The 15,640-nt window shown below is 66.5% G+C and carries 12 protein-coding genes, 4 tRNA genes and 1 rRNA gene; all 17 read right to left on the bottom strand.

The features are described from left to right. Positions 1-2: 2 nt before the first annotated feature. Complete coding sequence (gene rpoC / locus AN478_RS03150) at positions 3-4,145, bottom strand: DNA-directed RNA polymerase subunit beta' (protein ID WP_054965179.1); 4,143 nt, start codon at positions 4,143-4,145, stop codon at positions 3-5. A gap of 107 nt (positions 4,146-4,252) precedes the next feature. Continuing rightward, on the bottom strand, positions 4,253-8,323 hold the full coding sequence (gene rpoB, locus AN478_RS03145; RefSeq protein WP_054965178.1) for a DNA-directed RNA polymerase subunit beta: 4,071 nt from the start codon (positions 8,321-8,323) through the stop codon (positions 4,253-4,255). Between the two features lie 338 nt (positions 8,324-8,661). Then, positions 8,662-9,039 (bottom strand): 50S ribosomal protein L7/L12, encoded by a 378-nt coding sequence (rplL, locus tag AN478_RS03140; RefSeq protein ID WP_054965177.1) that lies wholly within the window; start codon positions 9,037-9,039, stop codon positions 8,662-8,664. 48 nt (positions 9,040-9,087) lie between these two features. Continuing rightward, on the bottom strand, positions 9,088-9,612 hold the full coding sequence (gene rplJ / locus AN478_RS03135; protein ID WP_054965176.1) for a 50S ribosomal protein L10: 525 nt from the start codon (positions 9,610-9,612) through the stop codon (positions 9,088-9,090). Positions 9,613-9,802: 190 nt separating this feature from the next. Beyond that, complete coding sequence (rplA, locus tag AN478_RS03130; RefSeq protein ID WP_054965175.1) at positions 9,803-10,498, bottom strand: 50S ribosomal protein L1; 696 nt, start codon at positions 10,496-10,498, stop codon at positions 9,803-9,805. 9 nt (positions 10,499-10,507) lie between these two features. Continuing rightward, positions 10,508-10,936 (bottom strand): 50S ribosomal protein L11, encoded by a 429-nt coding sequence (gene rplK / locus AN478_RS03125; protein ID WP_054965174.1) that lies wholly within the window; start codon positions 10,934-10,936, stop codon positions 10,508-10,510. Positions 10,937-10,999: 63 nt separating this feature from the next. After that, positions 11,000-11,533 (bottom strand): transcription termination/antitermination protein NusG, encoded by a 534-nt coding sequence (gene nusG, locus AN478_RS03120; RefSeq protein WP_054965173.1) that lies wholly within the window; start codon positions 11,531-11,533, stop codon positions 11,000-11,002. Positions 11,534-11,542: 9 nt separating this feature from the next. Then, positions 11,543-11,896, bottom strand: a complete 354-nt coding sequence (gene secE / locus AN478_RS03115; RefSeq protein WP_054965172.1) for a preprotein translocase subunit SecE — start codon at positions 11,894-11,896, stop codon at positions 11,543-11,545. 64 nt (positions 11,897-11,960) lie between these two features. Beyond that, a tRNA-Trp gene (locus AN478_RS03110) sits at positions 11,961-12,037 on the bottom strand. Between the two features lie 26 nt (positions 12,038-12,063). Beyond that, a complete protein-coding gene (gene rpmG / locus AN478_RS03105; RefSeq protein ID WP_054965171.1) occupies positions 12,064-12,219 on the bottom strand; it encodes a 50S ribosomal protein L33 in 156 nt (51 codons plus the stop codon). A gap of 24 nt (positions 12,220-12,243) precedes the next feature. Beyond that, the gene (gene tuf / locus AN478_RS03100) at positions 12,244-13,434 is read right to left on the bottom strand and encodes an elongation factor Tu (RefSeq protein ID WP_054965170.1); all 1,191 of its coding nucleotides are present in this window, start codon (positions 13,432-13,434) and stop codon (positions 12,244-12,246) included. Positions 13,435-13,486: 52 nt separating this feature from the next. Next, positions 13,487-13,562, bottom strand: a tRNA-Thr gene (locus AN478_RS03095). A 100-nt stretch (positions 13,563-13,662) separates the two neighbouring features. Beyond that, positions 13,663-13,747: transfer RNA gene (locus AN478_RS03090), tRNA-Tyr, on the bottom strand. Positions 13,748-13,798: 51 nt separating this feature from the next. Beyond that, positions 13,799-13,874, bottom strand: a tRNA-Thr gene (locus tag AN478_RS03085). 36 nt (positions 13,875-13,910) lie between these two features. Next, entirely contained in the window at positions 13,911-14,678 is a 768-nt protein-coding gene (locus tag AN478_RS03080) for a type III pantothenate kinase (protein ID WP_231627327.1), read from the bottom strand. Then, positions 14,660-15,496, bottom strand: coding sequence for a biotin--[acetyl-CoA-carboxylase] ligase (locus AN478_RS03075; RefSeq protein ID WP_054965168.1), 837 nt, complete (start codon positions 15,494-15,496; stop codon positions 14,660-14,662). Before AN478_RS03075 ends, AN478_RS03080 begins: the two co-directional genes overlap by 19 nt. 60 nt (positions 15,497-15,556) lie before the next feature. Further along, a 5S ribosomal RNA gene (gene rrf / locus AN478_RS14880) occupies positions 15,557-15,640 on the bottom strand; the annotation flags it as partial.

Below are 15,640 nucleotides of genomic sequence, written 5' to 3'. Positions count from 1 at the left end.
GGTCACGCCCACTGGGCGTCCACCGCCTCGCCTTCCTGCTCCGCGGAGGGGGCCTCCCCGCCAGCCTCGGCCTCGAACGGAGCCTGCCGCAGCTGGTGGTAGGCGAGCCCCGTACCCGCCGGGATGAGCCGGCCGACGATGAGGTTCTCCTTCAGGCCGCGCAGGGTGTCCTTCTTGCCCTCCATGGCGGCCTCGGTGAGGACCCGGGTGGTCTCCTGGAAGGAGGCGGCGGAGATGAAGGACTCGGTGGACAGGCTGGCCTTGGTCAGACCCAGCAGTACCGGGCGACCCACGGCCTCCGCCTTGCCTTCCGCGCGCAGGCGGTCGTTCTCCTCCTCGAGGACGGCGCGGTCGGTCTGCTCGCCCTCCAGGAAGCGGGAGTCCCCGGCCTCCAGGATTTCCCGGCGGCGCAGCATCTGCCGGACGATGATCTCGATGTGCTTGTCGTTGATCTTCACGCCCTGCAGGCGGTAGACCTCCTGCACCTCGTCCACGATGTAGCGGGCTAGGGCCTCAATGCCGAGGATGTTGAGGATGTCCTGCGGCACCGGCGAGCCATCCACGATGGGATCGCCGGGGCGCACGTGGTCGCCCTCGTTCACCGCGATGCGACGCCCCTTGGGGATGAGGTATTCCTGCTCCTCCCCGTTCTCGGAGCGGATCAGCACCCGGCGTTTGCCCTTGGTGTCCTTGCCGAAGGAGACCAAGCCCTCGGTCTCCGCGAGGACGGCGTGGTCCTTGGGCTTGCGCGCCTCGAAGAGCTCGGCCACACGCGGCAGGCCGCCGGTGATGTCCTTGGTCTTCGAGGTCTCCCGCGGAATCCGCGCCAGCACGTCGCCGGGGTGCAGCTCATCATTGTCGTTCACGGAGATGATGGCCCCGGCCGGCAGGTAGTAGCGGGCGGGGAGGTCGGTGCCGGGGATCTTGACCGGCGTGCCCGCCTCGTCCACCAGCTCCAGACGCGGCCGCATGTCCCGGGCCTTGGTGCCGGAGACGTCGGTCACCTGCAGGCTGGTGAGGCCGGTGACCTCGTCCACCTGCTGGGTCGCGGTGGTGCCGGACTCGATGTCCTGGAAAACCGTGGTACCGCCCACCTCGGTGAGGATCGGCATGGTGTACGGATCCCATTCGGCGAGGGTGGCGCCGGCTTCGGCGTACCCCCCCTCGTCCACCGTCAGGGTGGCGCCATAGGGGATCTTGTAGCGCTCCCGCTCCCGGCCGGTCTCCTCGTTGACCGTCAGCTCGCCATTGCGGGAAACCACCACGTGCCGCTCGTTGCGGTCGGTAACCGTCTTGAGGTTCTCGAACCGCACGTAGCCGCCGTACTTCGTCTCCTGCGAGGACTGCTCCGCGGAGCGGGAGGCGGCGCCGCCGATGTGGAAGGTCCGCATGGTGAGCTGGGTGCCCGGCTCGCCGATGGACTGGGCGGCCACGATGCCCACCGCCTCGCCGGTGGTCACCCGGGAGCCGCGGCCCAGGTCCCGGCCGTAGCAGTTGGCGCATACGCCGTGGCGGGACTCGCAGGTGAGCACGGAGCGCGCCACCACGCGGTCCACGCCCAGCTCGTCAAGCTGCTCCACCTCGTCCTCGCCCAGCAGGGTGCCCCGCTCGAAAAGGACCTCCCCGCTGTTGGGGTGGTAGACCGCCTCCGCGGTCACCCGGCCGAGTACGCGTTCGGAGAGGGGCTCCACCACGTCGCCGCCTTCCACCAGGGGCGTCATGACGGTGCCGTTCTCGGTGCCGCAGTCTTCCTCCTCGACGATGCAGCTCTGCGACACATCCACCAGGCGGCGGGTGAGGTAGCCGGAGTTGGCGGTCTTGAGCGCCGTATCCGCCAGACCCTTCCGCGCGCCGTGGGTGGAGATGAAGTACTGCAGGACGTTCAGGCCCTCGCGGAAGTTCGCGGTAATGGGCGCCTCGATGATGGAGCCGTCCGGCTTCGCCATGAGGCCGCGCATGCCGGCGAGCTGCCGGATCTGCTGGGCCGAGCCCCGGGCCCCGGAGTCGGCCATCATGTAGATGGAGTTGAAGGACTCCTGCTCCACCTCGTTGCCCTCGGCATCGACCACCTTGTCGGTGCCGAGGCGGTCCATCATCTTCTCGGCCACCTTATCGTTGGTGTGCGCCCAGACGTCGATGACCTTGTTATAGCGCTCGGAGTTGGTCACCAGGCCGTCGGTGTACTGCTGGTAGATCTCCTTGACCTCGCTCTGGGCGGAATCCAGCAGGGTGTGCTTCTCCTCGGGGATGACCATGTCGTCCAGCCCGAAGGAGATGCCCGACTTGGTGGCGTAATGGAAGCCCGTGTACATGAGCTGGTCCGAGAAGACCACCGTGGTCTTCAGGCCAGCCTTGCGGTAGCTGGCCTTCACCAGGGCGCCGATGGCCTTCTTGTCGAGGACCTTGTTCACCATGGCGAAGTCCAGCTGCTCGGGAAGGATGTCGAGCAGCAGGGCACGGCCCACGGTGGTGGTTACCCGCTCACCCCGGATGCGGACCTCAACGCGCGCCTGCAGATCCACTGCGCCGGTGTCGTAGGCCCGGCGCACCTCCTCGGGGTCGCGCAGGACCGAGCCCTCGCCCTTGGCGTTCACCGCCTCGCGGGTCATGTAGTACAGGCCCAGCACCACGTCCTGGGTGGGGGTGATGATCGGCTCGCCGTTGGCCGGGCCCAGGATGTTGTTGGAGCTCATCATGAGCACCCGGGCTTCCATCTGGGCCTCGGTGAACAGCGGCACGTGCACCGCCATCTGGTCACCGTCGAAGTCGGCGTTGTAGGGGGCGCAAACCAGCGGGTGCAGCTGGATGGCCTTGCCCTCGGTGAGCACCGGCTCGAAGGCCTGGATCCCCAGGCGGTGCAGGGTGGGGGCGCGGTTGAGCATCACCGGGTGCTCGCGGATCACCTCCTCGAGGATGTCCCACACCTCGGCCCGCTCGGCGTCCACCAGCTTCTTGGCCGCCTTGATGGTGGTGGCGTAGCCCCGCGACTCCAACTTGTTGTAGATGAAGGGCTTGAACAGCTCCAGCGCCATCTTTTTGGGCAGGCCGCACTGGTGGAGCTTGAGCTCCGGACCCACCACGATCACGGAGCGGCCAGAGTAGTCCACGCGCTTGCCGAGCATGTTCTGCCGGAAGCGGCCCTGTTTGCCCTTGATCATGTCGGCCAGGGACTTCAGGGGCCGCTTGTTGGGCCCGGTCATCACCTTGCCGCGCCGGCCGTTGTCCAGCAGGGCGTCCACCGCCTCCTGCAGCATGCGCTTCTCGTTGCGCACGATGATCTCGGGCGCCTTGAGGTCGAGCAGCCGCTTGAGGCGGTTGTTGCGGTTGATCACCCGCCGGTACAGGTCGTTCAGGTCCGAGGTGGCGAAACGGCCGCCATCCAGCGGCACCAGGGGCCGCAGCTCCGGCGGGATCACCGGCAGCACCTCCAGGATCATCCACTCCGGCCGATTGCCGGAGTAGAGGAAGGCCTCCACGGTCTTCAGGCGCTTGGCGGCCTTCTTGCGCTTGGCCTCGGAGCGGGTCTCTTCCAGCTCCTCCCGCAGCTGCCGGGCCTCCGTCTCGAGGTCGATGTCCCGCAGCATGTCGCGGATGGCCTCGGCGCCCATCATGGCGGTGAACTCGTCGCCGTACTCCTCCACCGCGTCCAGGTACTGCTCGTCGGTGAGCAGCTGGCCCCGCTCCAGCGGGGTCATACCGGGATGCACCACCACGTAGGACTCGAAGTACAGGACCCGCTCCAAGTCCTTGAGGGTCATGCCGAGCAGCAGCCCCATGCGGGAGGGCAGGGACTTCAGGAACCAGATGTGGGCCACCGGCGCCGCCAAGTCGATGTGGCCCATGCGCTCGCGGCGCACCTTGGACTGGATGACCTCGACACCGCACTTCTCGCAGACCACGCCGCGGTGCTTCAGCCGCTTGTATTTCCCGCAGTTGCACTCGTAGTCACGGACCGGGCCGAAGATCTTGGCGCAGAACAGGCCGTCCCGCTCCGGCTTGAAGGTCCGGTAGTTGATCGTCTCCGGTTTCTTGACCTCGCCATAGGACCAGGAGCGGATCTTCTCCGGCGAGGCGATGGCGATGCGCACGCCGTCGAAGTCGAGCTGCTGGCTGGTCTGTTTGAACAGGTTCATGATGTCCTTCAAGGTCATCCTCCTTGGCGCCTTTTACGCCTGGATGCGGTCGCCGGCGGGGCTACCGCCGGCCCGAAGGGACCGGCCCCCCGCCGGTCCCACCGCGGAATGCGCCGGGGCTATTCCAGCTCCACGTCGATGGCCAGGGCCCGCAGCTCCCTAAGCAGCACGTTGAAGGACTCGGGGATCCCGGGCTGGAACTTGTCGTCGCCCTTCACCAGCGACTCGTAGGCCGCGGTGCGGCCGGCCACGTCGTCGGACTTGATGGTGAGCATCTCCTGCAGGGTGTAGGCCGCACCGTAGGCCTCCAGCGCCCACACCTCCATCTCGCCGAAGCGCTGGCCGCCGAACTGCGCCTTGCCGCCAAGCGGCTGCTGGGTGACAAGGGAGTACGGACCGGTGGAGCGGGCGTGGATCTTGTCGTCCACCAGGTGGTGCAGCTTCAGGATGTACATATAGCCCACGGTCACGGGGCGTTCGAAGGCGTCGCCGGTCCGCCCGTCGTACAGGGTCACCTGGCCGGACTCGGGAACATCCGCCTTCTTGAGCATGCCCTTGATCTCTTCCTCGCTGGCGCCGTCGAACACCGGCGTGGAGGTGGGCACCCCGCCCCGGAGGTTCTCGGCGAGATTACGGATCTCGCCGTCCTCCATTTCGGCAAGTGCGGTGCGCTCCTCGTCGTGGTCGTAGACCTCGCCGAGGAATTCGCGGACCTCCCGGAGATCGCCGCCGTTGTCCAGCATGCCGCCGAGCTGAAGGCCCAGCGTCTTGGCCGCCCAGCCGAGGTGCGTCTCCAGGATCTGCCCCACGTTCATGCGCGAAGGCACGCCGAGGGGGCTGAGCACCACATCCACCTGGCTGCCGTCCTCCAGGAAGGGCATGTCCTCCTGGGGCAGGATCTTGGAGATCAGGCCCTTGTTGCCGTGGCGTCCGGCCATCTTGTCGCCGGGCTGGAGGGGCCGCTTCACGCCCACGAAGACCTTGACCATCTTTAGCACGCCCGGGGACAGCTCGTCGCCAGAGGTGAGCTTCTCGCGTTTCTCTTCCAGGCGCTGCTCCAGAAGCTGGCGCTGCTCCTCGAGGTGCTCCCGGATCTTGTCGATCTGGTCGTTGACCGCCTCGTCGCGCATGCGGATCTCGAACCAGCGGCGCCGGGCCAGGTTCTGCAGGTAGTCCTTGGTCACCTCGGCACCGGGCTGGAGGTCGGGGCCGCCGTCGGCCACCTTCCCCACCAGCAGGTCCTCCAACCGGGCGTAGGCGTCGTCCTCGACGATGCGGTGCTGGGTCTCCAGGTCCTTCTGGGCGCGCTCGAGCTCCTCCTGCTCGATGGCCTTGGCCCGGCTGTCCTTCTCCACCCCTTCGGAGGTGAACACCTGCACGTCGATCACCGTGCCGCTCAGGCCGGTGGGGGCGCGCAGGGAGGTGTCCTTCACGTCCGAGGCCTTCTCGCCGAAGATGGCCCGCAGCAGCTTCTCCTCGGGGGTGAGCTGGGTCTCGCCCTTGGGGGTTACCTTGCCCACCAGGATTTCGCCGGGGTTCACCTCCGCGCCGATGCGGATCACCCCCGCCTCGTCGAGGTCGCCCAGGGCCTCCTCGTTGACGTTGGGGATGTCCCGGGTGATCTCCTCGGGGCCGAGCTTGGTGTCTCGCGCCATCACCGAGAAGGCCTCCACGTGGATGGAGGTAAACCGGTCCTCCTGCACCACCCGCTCGGAGATGAGGATGGAGTCCTCGAAGTTGTAGCCGCCCCAGACCATGAAGGCCACCTTCATGTTCTGGCCCAGGGCGAGCTCGCCCATGTCGGTGCTCTGCCCGTCGGATAGGACGTCCCCGGCCTCGATGCGCTCGCCGCGATGCACCAGGGGCTTCTGGTTGATGCAGGTGTTCTGGTTGGAGCGGCTGTACTTGATGAGGTTGTAGATGTCCACGCCGGGCTCGCCGGGCGTGGTCTCATCGTCGTTAACCCGCACCACCACCCGGGAGGCGTCCACGGAGTCCACCACCCCGCCACGCTTGGCGGCCACGGCGACGCCGGAGTCCACGGCCACGCGCCGCTCCATCCCCGTGCCCACCAAGGGTTTGTCGGCGCGGATGGTCGGCACCGCCTGGCGCTGCATGTTGGCGCCCATGAGCGCCCGGGAGGTGTCGTCGTGCTCCAGGAAGGGCAGCAGGGACGCCGCCACCGAAACGATTTGCTTCGGGGAAACATCCATGTACTCCACCTGGTCCGGACGGGCCAGGGTGGACTCTCCCCGGTGGCGGCAGGAGATCAGGTCGGCGGCCAGGTTGCCGTCCTCGTCCACCGGCGCGTTGGCCTGGGCGATGACGTAGTTGCCCTCCTCGATGGCCGAGAGGTAGTCCACCGTATTGGTGGGCTGGCCGTTCTCCACCCGCCGGTACGGGGTCTCCAGGAACCCGTAGCGGTTGGTCCGCGCGTAGCTCGACAGCGAGTTGATGAGCCCGATGTTGGGCCCCTCGGGGGTCTCGATGGGGCAGATCCGGCCGTAGTGGGTAGGGTGCACGTCGCGCACCTCGAACCCGGCCCGCTCCCGGGAGAGGCCGCCGGGGCCCAAGGCCGACACCCGCCGCTTATGGGTCACCTCCGACAGCGGGTTGGTCTGGTCCATGAACTGGGAGAGCTGGCTGGAGCCGAAGAACTCCTTGATGGCCGCGGAGACCGGCTTGGCGTTGACCAGCTTCTTGGGTACCAGGTCATCGGCGTCCGCCAGGGCCATCCGCTCCTTCACGGCGCGCTCCATGCGCACCAGGCCGATGCGGAACTGCTCCCCGGCGAGCTCACCCACGGACCGCACGCGGCGGTTGCCGAGGTGGTCGATGTCGTCCACGTCCCCGTACCCGTTCTTCAGGCTGATGAGCGTGCGCATGACCTCGATGATGTCCTCGGCGTCCAGGGTCCCCGGGCCCTCGTCGGTCCCGCGGCCCACGCGCCGGTTGAACTTCATCCGGCCCACCGCCGAGAGGTCGTAGCGGTCGTCGTTGAAGAACAGGTTGTTGAACAGGTTGGCCGCGGTCTCCTCCGTGGGCGGCTCACCCGGGCGCATCATGCGGTAGATCTCGATCTGCGCCTCGGACTGCGTGGTGGTGTGGTCCAGGCGCAGGGTGTCGGACATGAACGGTCCGCGATCGATCTCATTGATGTAGATCGTCTCGAACTGGGTGACACCCGCCTCGCGGAGCCGTTCCAGGAGGTCCTCGGTGAGCTCCTCGTTGGCGCTCGCCAACAGCTCCCCGGTCTCCGTGTTGGGGATATCGTGGGCGAGCACCTTGCCGAGCAGCAGGCCCTCCGGGACCTCCACGCTCTCGATGCCCGCCTCCACGATCTGATTGACCCGGCGTCGAGTCACCTTCTGGCCAATGGTGACCAGGGCCTCCCCGCTGCTGGGATCCACCACGTCGAAGGGCGCCTTCATGCCCTGCAGCCGCTCAGGCTCCAGGGTCATGCGGATGGTGTCGCCCTGCATGAGGAAATGCTCCCGCTCGAAGAAGAGATCGAGCATCTCCTCGTTGGAGTAGCCGAGGGCGCGCAGGAGGACGGAGGCCGGCAGCTTGCGCCGCCGGTCGATGCGTACGTACAGGTGGTCCTTGGGATCGAACTCGAAGTCCAGCCAGGAGCCGCGATAAGGGATCACCCGCGCGTTGTACAGGAGCTTGCCGGAGCTGTGGGTCTGGCCCCGGTCGTGGGAGAAGAACACGCCCGGGCTGCGGGTCAGCTGGGAGACGATCACCCGCTCGGTGCCGTTGATGATGAAGGTGCCCCGCTCAGTCTGCCACGGGATCTCCCCGAGATAGACCTCCTGCTCCTTGATGTCCCGCACCGCCTTGCCACCAGTGGTCTCGTCCTTGTCGTAGACCACCAGGCGCAACTTGCACTGCAGGGGACGGGAGAAGGTAAGCCCCCACTGCTGGCACTCCCGCACGTCGAAGGAGGGCGGACCGAACTCGTAGCCCACATACTCCAACGCCGCCTTGCCGCTCTGATCCTCGATGGGGAATACTGAGCGGAACACCTCCTCCAGGCCGTCGTTATCGCGCTCCTCCGGACCACGCTCGGCCTGCAAGAAACGTTGGTAGGACTCCACCTGCGTCTCCAGCAGGTACGGCACCTCCCGAATGGTCGGGTTCTTGCCGAAATCCTTCCGGATCCGTTTTTTCTCGGTGAACGAGTACATGGCTACTCCTGCGGGAGTGGAAGGCTCGTGCCGTTCGCGGGGTCGGTCATAGGCCGCTGCGCAGACCTCGGAACCGCATTGGCGACAGGTGGGGAACCTGCCCGCGGCCGAAAGGCTCCACCGGGGGCTTCCCGGGTGGCGCGCATGTTGCGGCGGGGGCCTTCAGGCCCGCCACCAACCCTCCGGATCGGCGCAACAAAACATCGACGGCTGGCTCCGCGGCCCCGGGCCGAATGGGCGTCCGGAAGCCTTTGGCCAGAAACACAGAAGGGCTGGCGCCCCATACGCGGGTCGCCAGCCGCTTCGACCGGTTGCAGAAACCGGAAACTGCAGGCGGGTTACTTGAGCTCCACCGGGGCCCCAGCTTCCTCCATCTTGGACTTGATCTCCTCGGCTTCGTCCTTGGAGGCGCCTTCCTTCAGGGTGGCGGGCAGGTTCTCCACCATCTCCTTGGCTTCCTTGAGGCCGAGACCGGTGACCTCGCGCAGGACCTTAATGGTCTGCACCTTCTTCTCGCCCTCGCCGGTGAGGAGAACGTCGAACTCGTCCTTCTCGGCGGCAGCGGCCTCGCCGCCACCGCCGGCGGCGGGGGCAGCGGCCACGGCGGCAGGCGCCTCCGCGGAGACGTCGAACTTCTCCTCGATGGCCTTCACAAGCTCAGACAGCTCGAGGACAGTCATGTTCTCGATGGCGTTCAGGATTTCTTCCTGGGACATGATACGGCTCCCTTCCAATGGGTAAAAATGGAAAATCGGTGCGGACGGTTAGGCGGCCTCGCCCTTCTGGTCGCGAACCTCGGCCAGGGCACGGGCGAATTTCGCCGGAACGGCGTTCAGGCTGCGGGCCAGCTTGGTAGCCGGGGCATTGAGCCCGACGGCAAGCTGGGTGAGCAGCGTGTGCCGGTCCGGCAGTTGAGCCAGCGCCACCAAGTCCTGTTGGGACATGGACTTGCCCTGCAGCACCCCGACCTTGATCTCCAGGTCCTCGTGGTCCTTGGCGAACTCCGTGAGGATCTTGGCCGCGGCCACGGGGTCCTCGGAGAGGGCCATGGCCGTGGGGCCGGAGAAGTGCTCGGTGAGGGGCTCCATGTCCGTGCCCTCGACGGCCCGCTTGGCGAGGTTGTTCTTCACCACCTTGAAGAACACGCCGCTCGCCGTGAGCTGGGCGCGGAGGTCGGTGACCTCGTCCACCGTCAGCCCGCGGTAGTCGGCGAGGACCGCCGCCTGGGCGGCCTCCGAACGGGCGCGCAGATCGGCGACGACCGCCTTTTTCTGCTCCAGGTTCAGCAAGGCTGATCCCCCTACTCGGTTTCGCGGTCCGCTCGCCGTCCCCCTGGAAGGGAGCCACGAACGGCACCGCCGTCTCGGCAGGCCGGTGGTTTAAGCCCGAGGGACGCTCGGGCACCTGCGGTCTTCGACGGCCCAGGCCCCGGAGGGCCGGTGCCGTCGCATATCCCGTTGGAACGGGACGCCCCTCGCCCTAGAGGCGGGCGAAGGAAGTATCCACCTGGATCCCGGGACCCATGGTGGTGGAAATGCTTACTTTACGCAGATACTTACCCTTGGCCGCAGCGGGCTTGGCGCGTACCAGCGCGTCCGCCGCCGCCCTCAGGTTCTCCTGCAGGGCCGCGTCGTCAAAACTGGCCCGGCCAATGGGAAGGTGAACGATGCCGCCCTTGTCGGCCCGGTATTCCACCTGTCCGGCCTTGATCTGGGCTACCACGTTGGCCAGATCGTCGGTAACCGTGCCCACCTTGGGATTGGGCATCAGACCCCGGGGACCAAGGATCTGGCCGAGCCGGCCCACAACCCGCATGGAGTCGGGCGTGGCCACGGCGCGGTCGAAATCGGTCCAGCCGGCCTCGATCTGCTCGGCCAGGTCCTCGAGACCGACATAGTCCGCCCCCGCTTCGCGAGCCTCGTCCGCCTTGGCGCCCTCGGCGAAGACCGCCACCCGGGTAGTCTTGCCGGTGCCGTGGGGCAGGGTTACGGTGCCGCGGACCATCTGGTCCGCCTTCCGGGGATCGATCCCCAGGTTAAAGGAGGCATCCACCGATTCGTCGAAGGAGGCCTTGCTGGTGTTCTTCGCCAGCTGTACCGCTTCGTCGAGACCGTAAGGATGACCCTTCTCGACCTGCTGATTCAGGTCCTTGATGCGCTTTCCTTGCTTGGCCATGGTCCCCTCCTAGCCCTCGACCTCAATGCCCATGGATCGGGCGGTGCCCTCGATCATGGTGGCCGCGGTGGCCAGGTCGTTCGTGTTGAGGTCGGGCATCTTGGTCTGCGCGATGTCCTCCACCTGCGCCTTGGAGACCTTGCCCACCTTGTCGGTCAGGGGGCTGGAGCTCCCGCCCTTCAAGCCCGCCGCCTTCAGCAGGAGGATGGCGGCCGGCGGGGTCTTGGTGGTAAAGGTGAAGGACTTGTCGGCGAACACGGTTATCACCACCGGTACCGGCAGCCCTTGCTCCATCTCCTGGGTCTGGGCGTTGAACGCCTTGCAGAACTCCATGATGTTCAGGCCGTGCTGGCCCAGGGCCGGACCCACCGGGGGGCTAGGCTGAGCTTGGCCCGCGGGGACCTGCAGCTTGATGTACGCTTCGATTTTCTTCGCCATGGATTACTCTCCGGACGGCCGTTCGGGCCGTGGCTTGGGATGGCTCCCCCGTTTCCTCAGCGATCAGGCCTTTTCGACCTGATTGAACTCCAGCTCGACCGGGGTGGGTCGGCCGAAGATGGTAACCGATGCCTGGATGGTGCTCTTGTCGTAATTGACGTCTTCCACCACCCCGTTGAAGCCCGAAAAAGGCCCGTCGATCACATGCACGGCCTCGCCCACCGAGAAGGTGACCTTCGGCCGCGGCTTCTCCATACCTTCCTCGATTTGCTGGAGGATGGCCTGGACTTCCTTTTCGGGAAGGGGATGGGGCTGCCCGGCCTTGCCGCCGACGAAACCGGTTATCCGGGGCACGTCCTTGACCAGGTGCCACGTATTCTCGCTCATCTCCATCTCGACGAGCATGTAGCCCGGAAAGATCTTGCGCTCCGCCGTACCCTTGGAGCTAGAGGTGACGTCGACCACCTCCTCCGTCGGCACGAGGATCTGGCCGAAGTAGTCTTCCAGGCCGTGCTGGCGAATGGACTCCTCCAGCATGGCTTTGGCCTTCTTCTCGTACCCGGAATAGGCGTGGACCACATACCAGCGCTTGGCCATTCGGGCCTCCTAGCCCATCAAGTAACGGACGGCGGTGAAGACGACCCAGTCCACGACCCAGAGGAAGGCACCCACGAACAGCACCATGCCGATGACGACGGCGGTGGTCTGGAGCGTCTCCTGGCGGGTCGGCCAGACCACGCGGCTGAGCTCGACACGGGCCTCCCGGACAAACCGACGGAACTGGGAGAACTGATCGGTGCTGGCGTAGATGCCCGCGCCGGCTACCGCGCCGAGCGCAATGGCCGCATAGCGCATCCACCCGCCCTGGGCCGTCATGGCCTGCGCCCCGAGGAAGTAATAACCGAGCACGCCCGCCGCGAAAACGGCAACGGCTAGGATGATTTTTGGCTTATCGGTCATCTGGATGCCCGGATTGGTTCGGGGTGCTGGGCGGAAGGGAAGGTGCGGCCCTATCCCAAAAAAATGGCAGGCCAGGAGGGATTCGAACCCCCAACCCACGGATTTGGAGTCCGTTGCTCTGCCAATTCGAGCTACTGGCCTGCAAACCGGTCAGGGCGCCGAGCGCCCTATTTGATCTTATCCTCACGGTGCTCCGTGTGCGTCCGGCAAAAGCGGCAGTACTTCCGGAACACCAGCTTGTCGGGCGTGTTGCGCTTATTCTTGTCGCCGGTGTAATTCCGGCGCCCGCACTGCCCGCAAGCGAAGCTTATCAGTTCACGCATTTACTGCTTCCTCAGGTAGCCGGGCTACTCCACGATTTCGGCGACCACGCCGGCGCCCACGGTGCGACCGCCCTCGCGGATGGCGAAGCGCAGGCCGTCCTCCATGGCGATGGGGGCGATCAGCTCGACGGAAATGGTCACGTTGTCGCCCGGCATCACCATCTCGGTGCCCTCGGGGAGCTCCACCGTGCCGGTGACGTCCGTGGTCCGGAAGTAGAATTGCGGCCGGTAGCCCTGGAAGAACGGCGTGTGGCGGCCGCCCTCTTCCTTCTTCAGGACGTAGACCTCGGCCTTGAACTTGGTGTGCGGGGTGATGGAGCCGGGCTTGGCCAGCACCTGGCCGCGCTCCACGTCCTCGCGCTTGATGCCCCGCAGCAGGCAGCCCACGTTGTCACCCGCCTCGCCTTCGTCGAGCAGCTTGCGGAACATCTCGACGCCGGTGACGGTGGTCTTGGCGGTGTCCTTGAGGCCGACGATCTCCACCTCGTCCCCGGTGTGGATCTTGCCCCGCTCCACACGGCCGGTCACCACGGTGCCGCGGCCGGAGATGGAGAACACGTCCTCGATGGGCATCAGGAAGTCCTGGTCCACCGGGCGTTCCGGGGTGGGGATGTATTCGTCCATGGCGGTGGCCAGCTTGTTGATGGCCTCCTCGCCGTGCTCCCCGGTGTCCCCTTCCAGGGCCTTCAGGGCGGAGCCCACGACCACCGGCGTATCGTCGCCGGCGAAGTCGTACTCGTCGAGCAGCTCGCGGACTTCCATCTCGACGAGCTCGAGCAGCTCCTCGTCGTCCACCATGTCGGCCTTGTTCAGGAACACCACGATCTGCGGCACGCCCACCTGGCGGGCCAGCAGGATGTGCTCCCGGGTCTGCGGCATCGGGCCGTCGGCCGCGGAGACCACCAGGATGGCGCCGTCCATCTGCGCCGCGCCGGTGATCATGTTCTTCACGTAGTCGGCGTGCCCGGGGCAGTCCACGTGCGCGTAGTGGCGGTTGGAGGTCTCGTACTCCACGTGCGCCGTGGCGATGGTGATGCCCCGCTCACGCTCCTCGGGGGCGTTGTCGATGTCCGTGAACTCACGGCTCTCGCCGCCGTACTCCGAGGACAAAACCTTGGTCATGGCCGCCGTCAGGGTGGTCTTCCCGTGGTCCACGTGACCAATGGTGCCCACGTTCACGTGCGGCTTGGTGCGCTCAAACTTCTCCTTGGCCATCGACTAACTCCCCTTCGAGGATCGTGCACCCTAATGCCAGTACAATTAAGAATGGTGCCCACGCTCGGACTTGAACCAAGGACCTCACCCTTACCAAGGGTGTGCTCTACCGACTGAGCTACGTGGGCTTGAGCGGGGCGTCGCACCCCGGCAACCGCTTTTTTCGCCATCCGAAGGAAATCCGCCGATGGCCTGGGCCATCGGCGCTGAGGCTTTCGCCTGCTTGTCTGGTGGAGGGGGGAGGATTCGAACCCCCGAAGGCTGAGCCGGCAGATTTACAGTCTGCTCCCTTTGGCCGCTTGGGTACCCCTCCAGCGATGGGAAGCATGAAAAGTTAATGGCCATGGGCCGTAATGTCAAGGCCTGGAGCTGGCGACAGGAGTCGAACCTGCGACCCGCTGATTACAAATCAGCTGCTCTACCAGCTGAGCTACGCCAGCAAGGGGTAATAGCTTATCCAATCCGGGCACCTTCCCTCAAGGGAGGGCCGGTTCGGCGAAGGCGGCCACCCCCCGAAGGGTCAGCAGGGGATCCCAGGCCGTGATCCCCCGACACGTCCCTCCCAGGGCGGGCGCACCGCCCCCCGTAAGGACCGCCGGGGCTTCGTAGCCAATCTCCTCTCGGGCACGCCCCACTAGGCCCTCGATGAGGGCCGGATAGCCCTGCCCGATTCCGGCCGCCAAGCAGGCCGCCGTTGAGTCGCCCAGGAGCCCGTGCATCCCTTGGTGACGGAGATGGCCCCGCAGCCGCGCTGCGTGTTCACCCAACGCCTTCCGCGCCAGCCCGGGCCCGGGGAAGATCGGCCCGCCCCAGAAGGTCCCTACCCCGTCGACGAGCTCCAGGGTCACGGCGGTACCCACGTCCACGACGATCACCGGCGCTCCGAAGTGTCGGGTGGCCGCCACCGCATTGGCGAGGCGGTCCGCGCCAACCTCGCCGGGATCGGCATAGCCAATTCGCATCCCGGCCACCGACTCGGGCGTTACCTCCATCACCTCCCGGCCGTCCGCCTGCAGGAGTGCCCGAAGCCTTTCGGTTACAGGCGGCACCACGGAGGCCAAACCCACCGGTATCCCAGCCCTTCCCCGGACCAGGCGTTCCAGAGCCCCCCTGAAGTCTTCCTCCAGGGAAGGGGAGTCTGTTGGGACGCGGGCCAATGGGCCGACTCCTCGGTCCCCGACAAGCCCGAGCCGAACGCGACTATTGCCGACATCAACGGCCAGGATCAATGCGATGCCCCCCACAGGCGCCGGAGGGAGACGTCCCCGGCAGAAAAGGCTTCCAGGCCATGGGCCCCTGTGTCCAATACCATACGCCCCGATTCGTCGAGACCGACAAAACGTCCCTCCACGGAACCGCCTTCGGTGAGTACCACCACCGCTTCCCCCAACCAGGGGCAGGCCCGGGTCCACGCCTCCCGGACCTTCTGCGGACCCTCCCGGGCCAGACAAGCTAACCACTGGATAATTCGCGAGGCTATGGCTCCCGAAAGGGAATTTCGGTTCCAGCGGCGGCCCGTCATCCGCGCAAGGGAGGTTGCATTCTCCGGGAGGGAGAGGGAGTTGACGTTGATCCCCACGCCCACGGCAAGGGCGCCGGGCCCCGGTGGGCAGGACGCGTTTTCCACCAGGATCCCGCCAAGCTTCGCCCCGTCATCACCGAGCAGGTCGTTGGGCCATTTCAGTACCACCCCGGCCCCCGCCTCCCGCAGGACCTCCCAGGCGCCGAGCCCGGCCACCAATGGGACCCAGGGCCTAAGGGCAGCCGGGAAGGGCAGGGGGGCCAGGAGGGTAAGGTAAAGGTCGCCCGCCCGGCCGGAATCCCACTGGCGCCCCCGGCGTCCGCGGCCGGCCGACTGCTCCTCGCTGGCGATGAGGGCCCAGGGGCCCTGGCCCTCCGCGGCCATTCGCTGGGCGAGGGCGTTGGTGGAATCGACCCGGGAATGGACCACGACTTCCACCTCCGGGCTTCCCAGCCGGAGGAACTCGGCGCGGAGGGCATCGGTCTGGAGCCGATCCGGACTGCCCGTGTCGAGGAGGAAGCCTTGCGCAAATGCGGCCATATCGGCCTCGCCGGTGCATAAAAAAAGCCCCCGGGGCGTACCCGGGGGCTTATCGTAAATGCCTGGCGGTGACCTACTTTCGCACGGGGAGGCCCCGCACTATCATCGGCGCGCCGCGTTTTCACTGCCGAGTTCGGAATGGGA

It is taken from the genome of Thiohalorhabdus denitrificans, assembly GCF_001399755.1.
GTDB lineage: Bacteria > Pseudomonadota > Gammaproteobacteria > Thiohalorhabdales > Thiohalorhabdaceae > Thiohalorhabdus > Thiohalorhabdus denitrificans.
Note: the sequence above shows the minus strand (reverse complement) of the source record. Positions and strands in the feature narration are given on the sequence as shown.

Bases quoted from the DNA above. Each gene is read 5' to 3' on its own strand.
- AN478_RS03075 (WP_054965168.1), bottom strand. From the start codon at position 15,496: ATGGCCGCATTTGCGCAAGGCTTCCTCCTCGACACGGGCAGTCCGGAT.
- secE (WP_054965172.1), bottom strand. From the start codon at position 11,896: ATGACCGATAAGCCAAAAATCATCCTAGCCGTTGCCGTTTTCGCGGCG.
- rpoB (WP_054965178.1), bottom strand. From the start codon at position 8,323: ATGTACTCGTTCACCGAGAAAAAACGGATCCGGAAGGATTTCGGCAAG.
- tuf (WP_054965170.1), bottom strand. From the start codon at position 13,434: ATGGCCAAGGAGAAGTTTGAGCGCACCAAGCCGCACGTGAACGTGGGC.
- rpmG (WP_054965171.1), bottom strand. From the start codon at position 12,219: ATGCGTGAACTGATAAGCTTCGCTTGCGGGCAGTGCGGGCGCCGGAAT.
- rplL (WP_054965177.1), bottom strand. From the start codon at position 9,039: ATGTCCCAGGAAGAAATCCTGAACGCCATCGAGAACATGACTGTCCTC.
- nusG (WP_054965173.1), bottom strand. From the start codon at position 11,533: ATGGCCAAGCGCTGGTATGTGGTCCACGCCTATTCCGGGTACGAGAAG.
- rplK (WP_054965174.1), bottom strand. From the start codon at position 10,936: ATGGCGAAGAAAATCGAAGCGTACATCAAGCTGCAGGTCCCCGCGGGC.
- rplA (WP_054965175.1), bottom strand. From the start codon at position 10,498: ATGGCCAAGCAAGGAAAGCGCATCAAGGACCTGAATCAGCAGGTCGAG.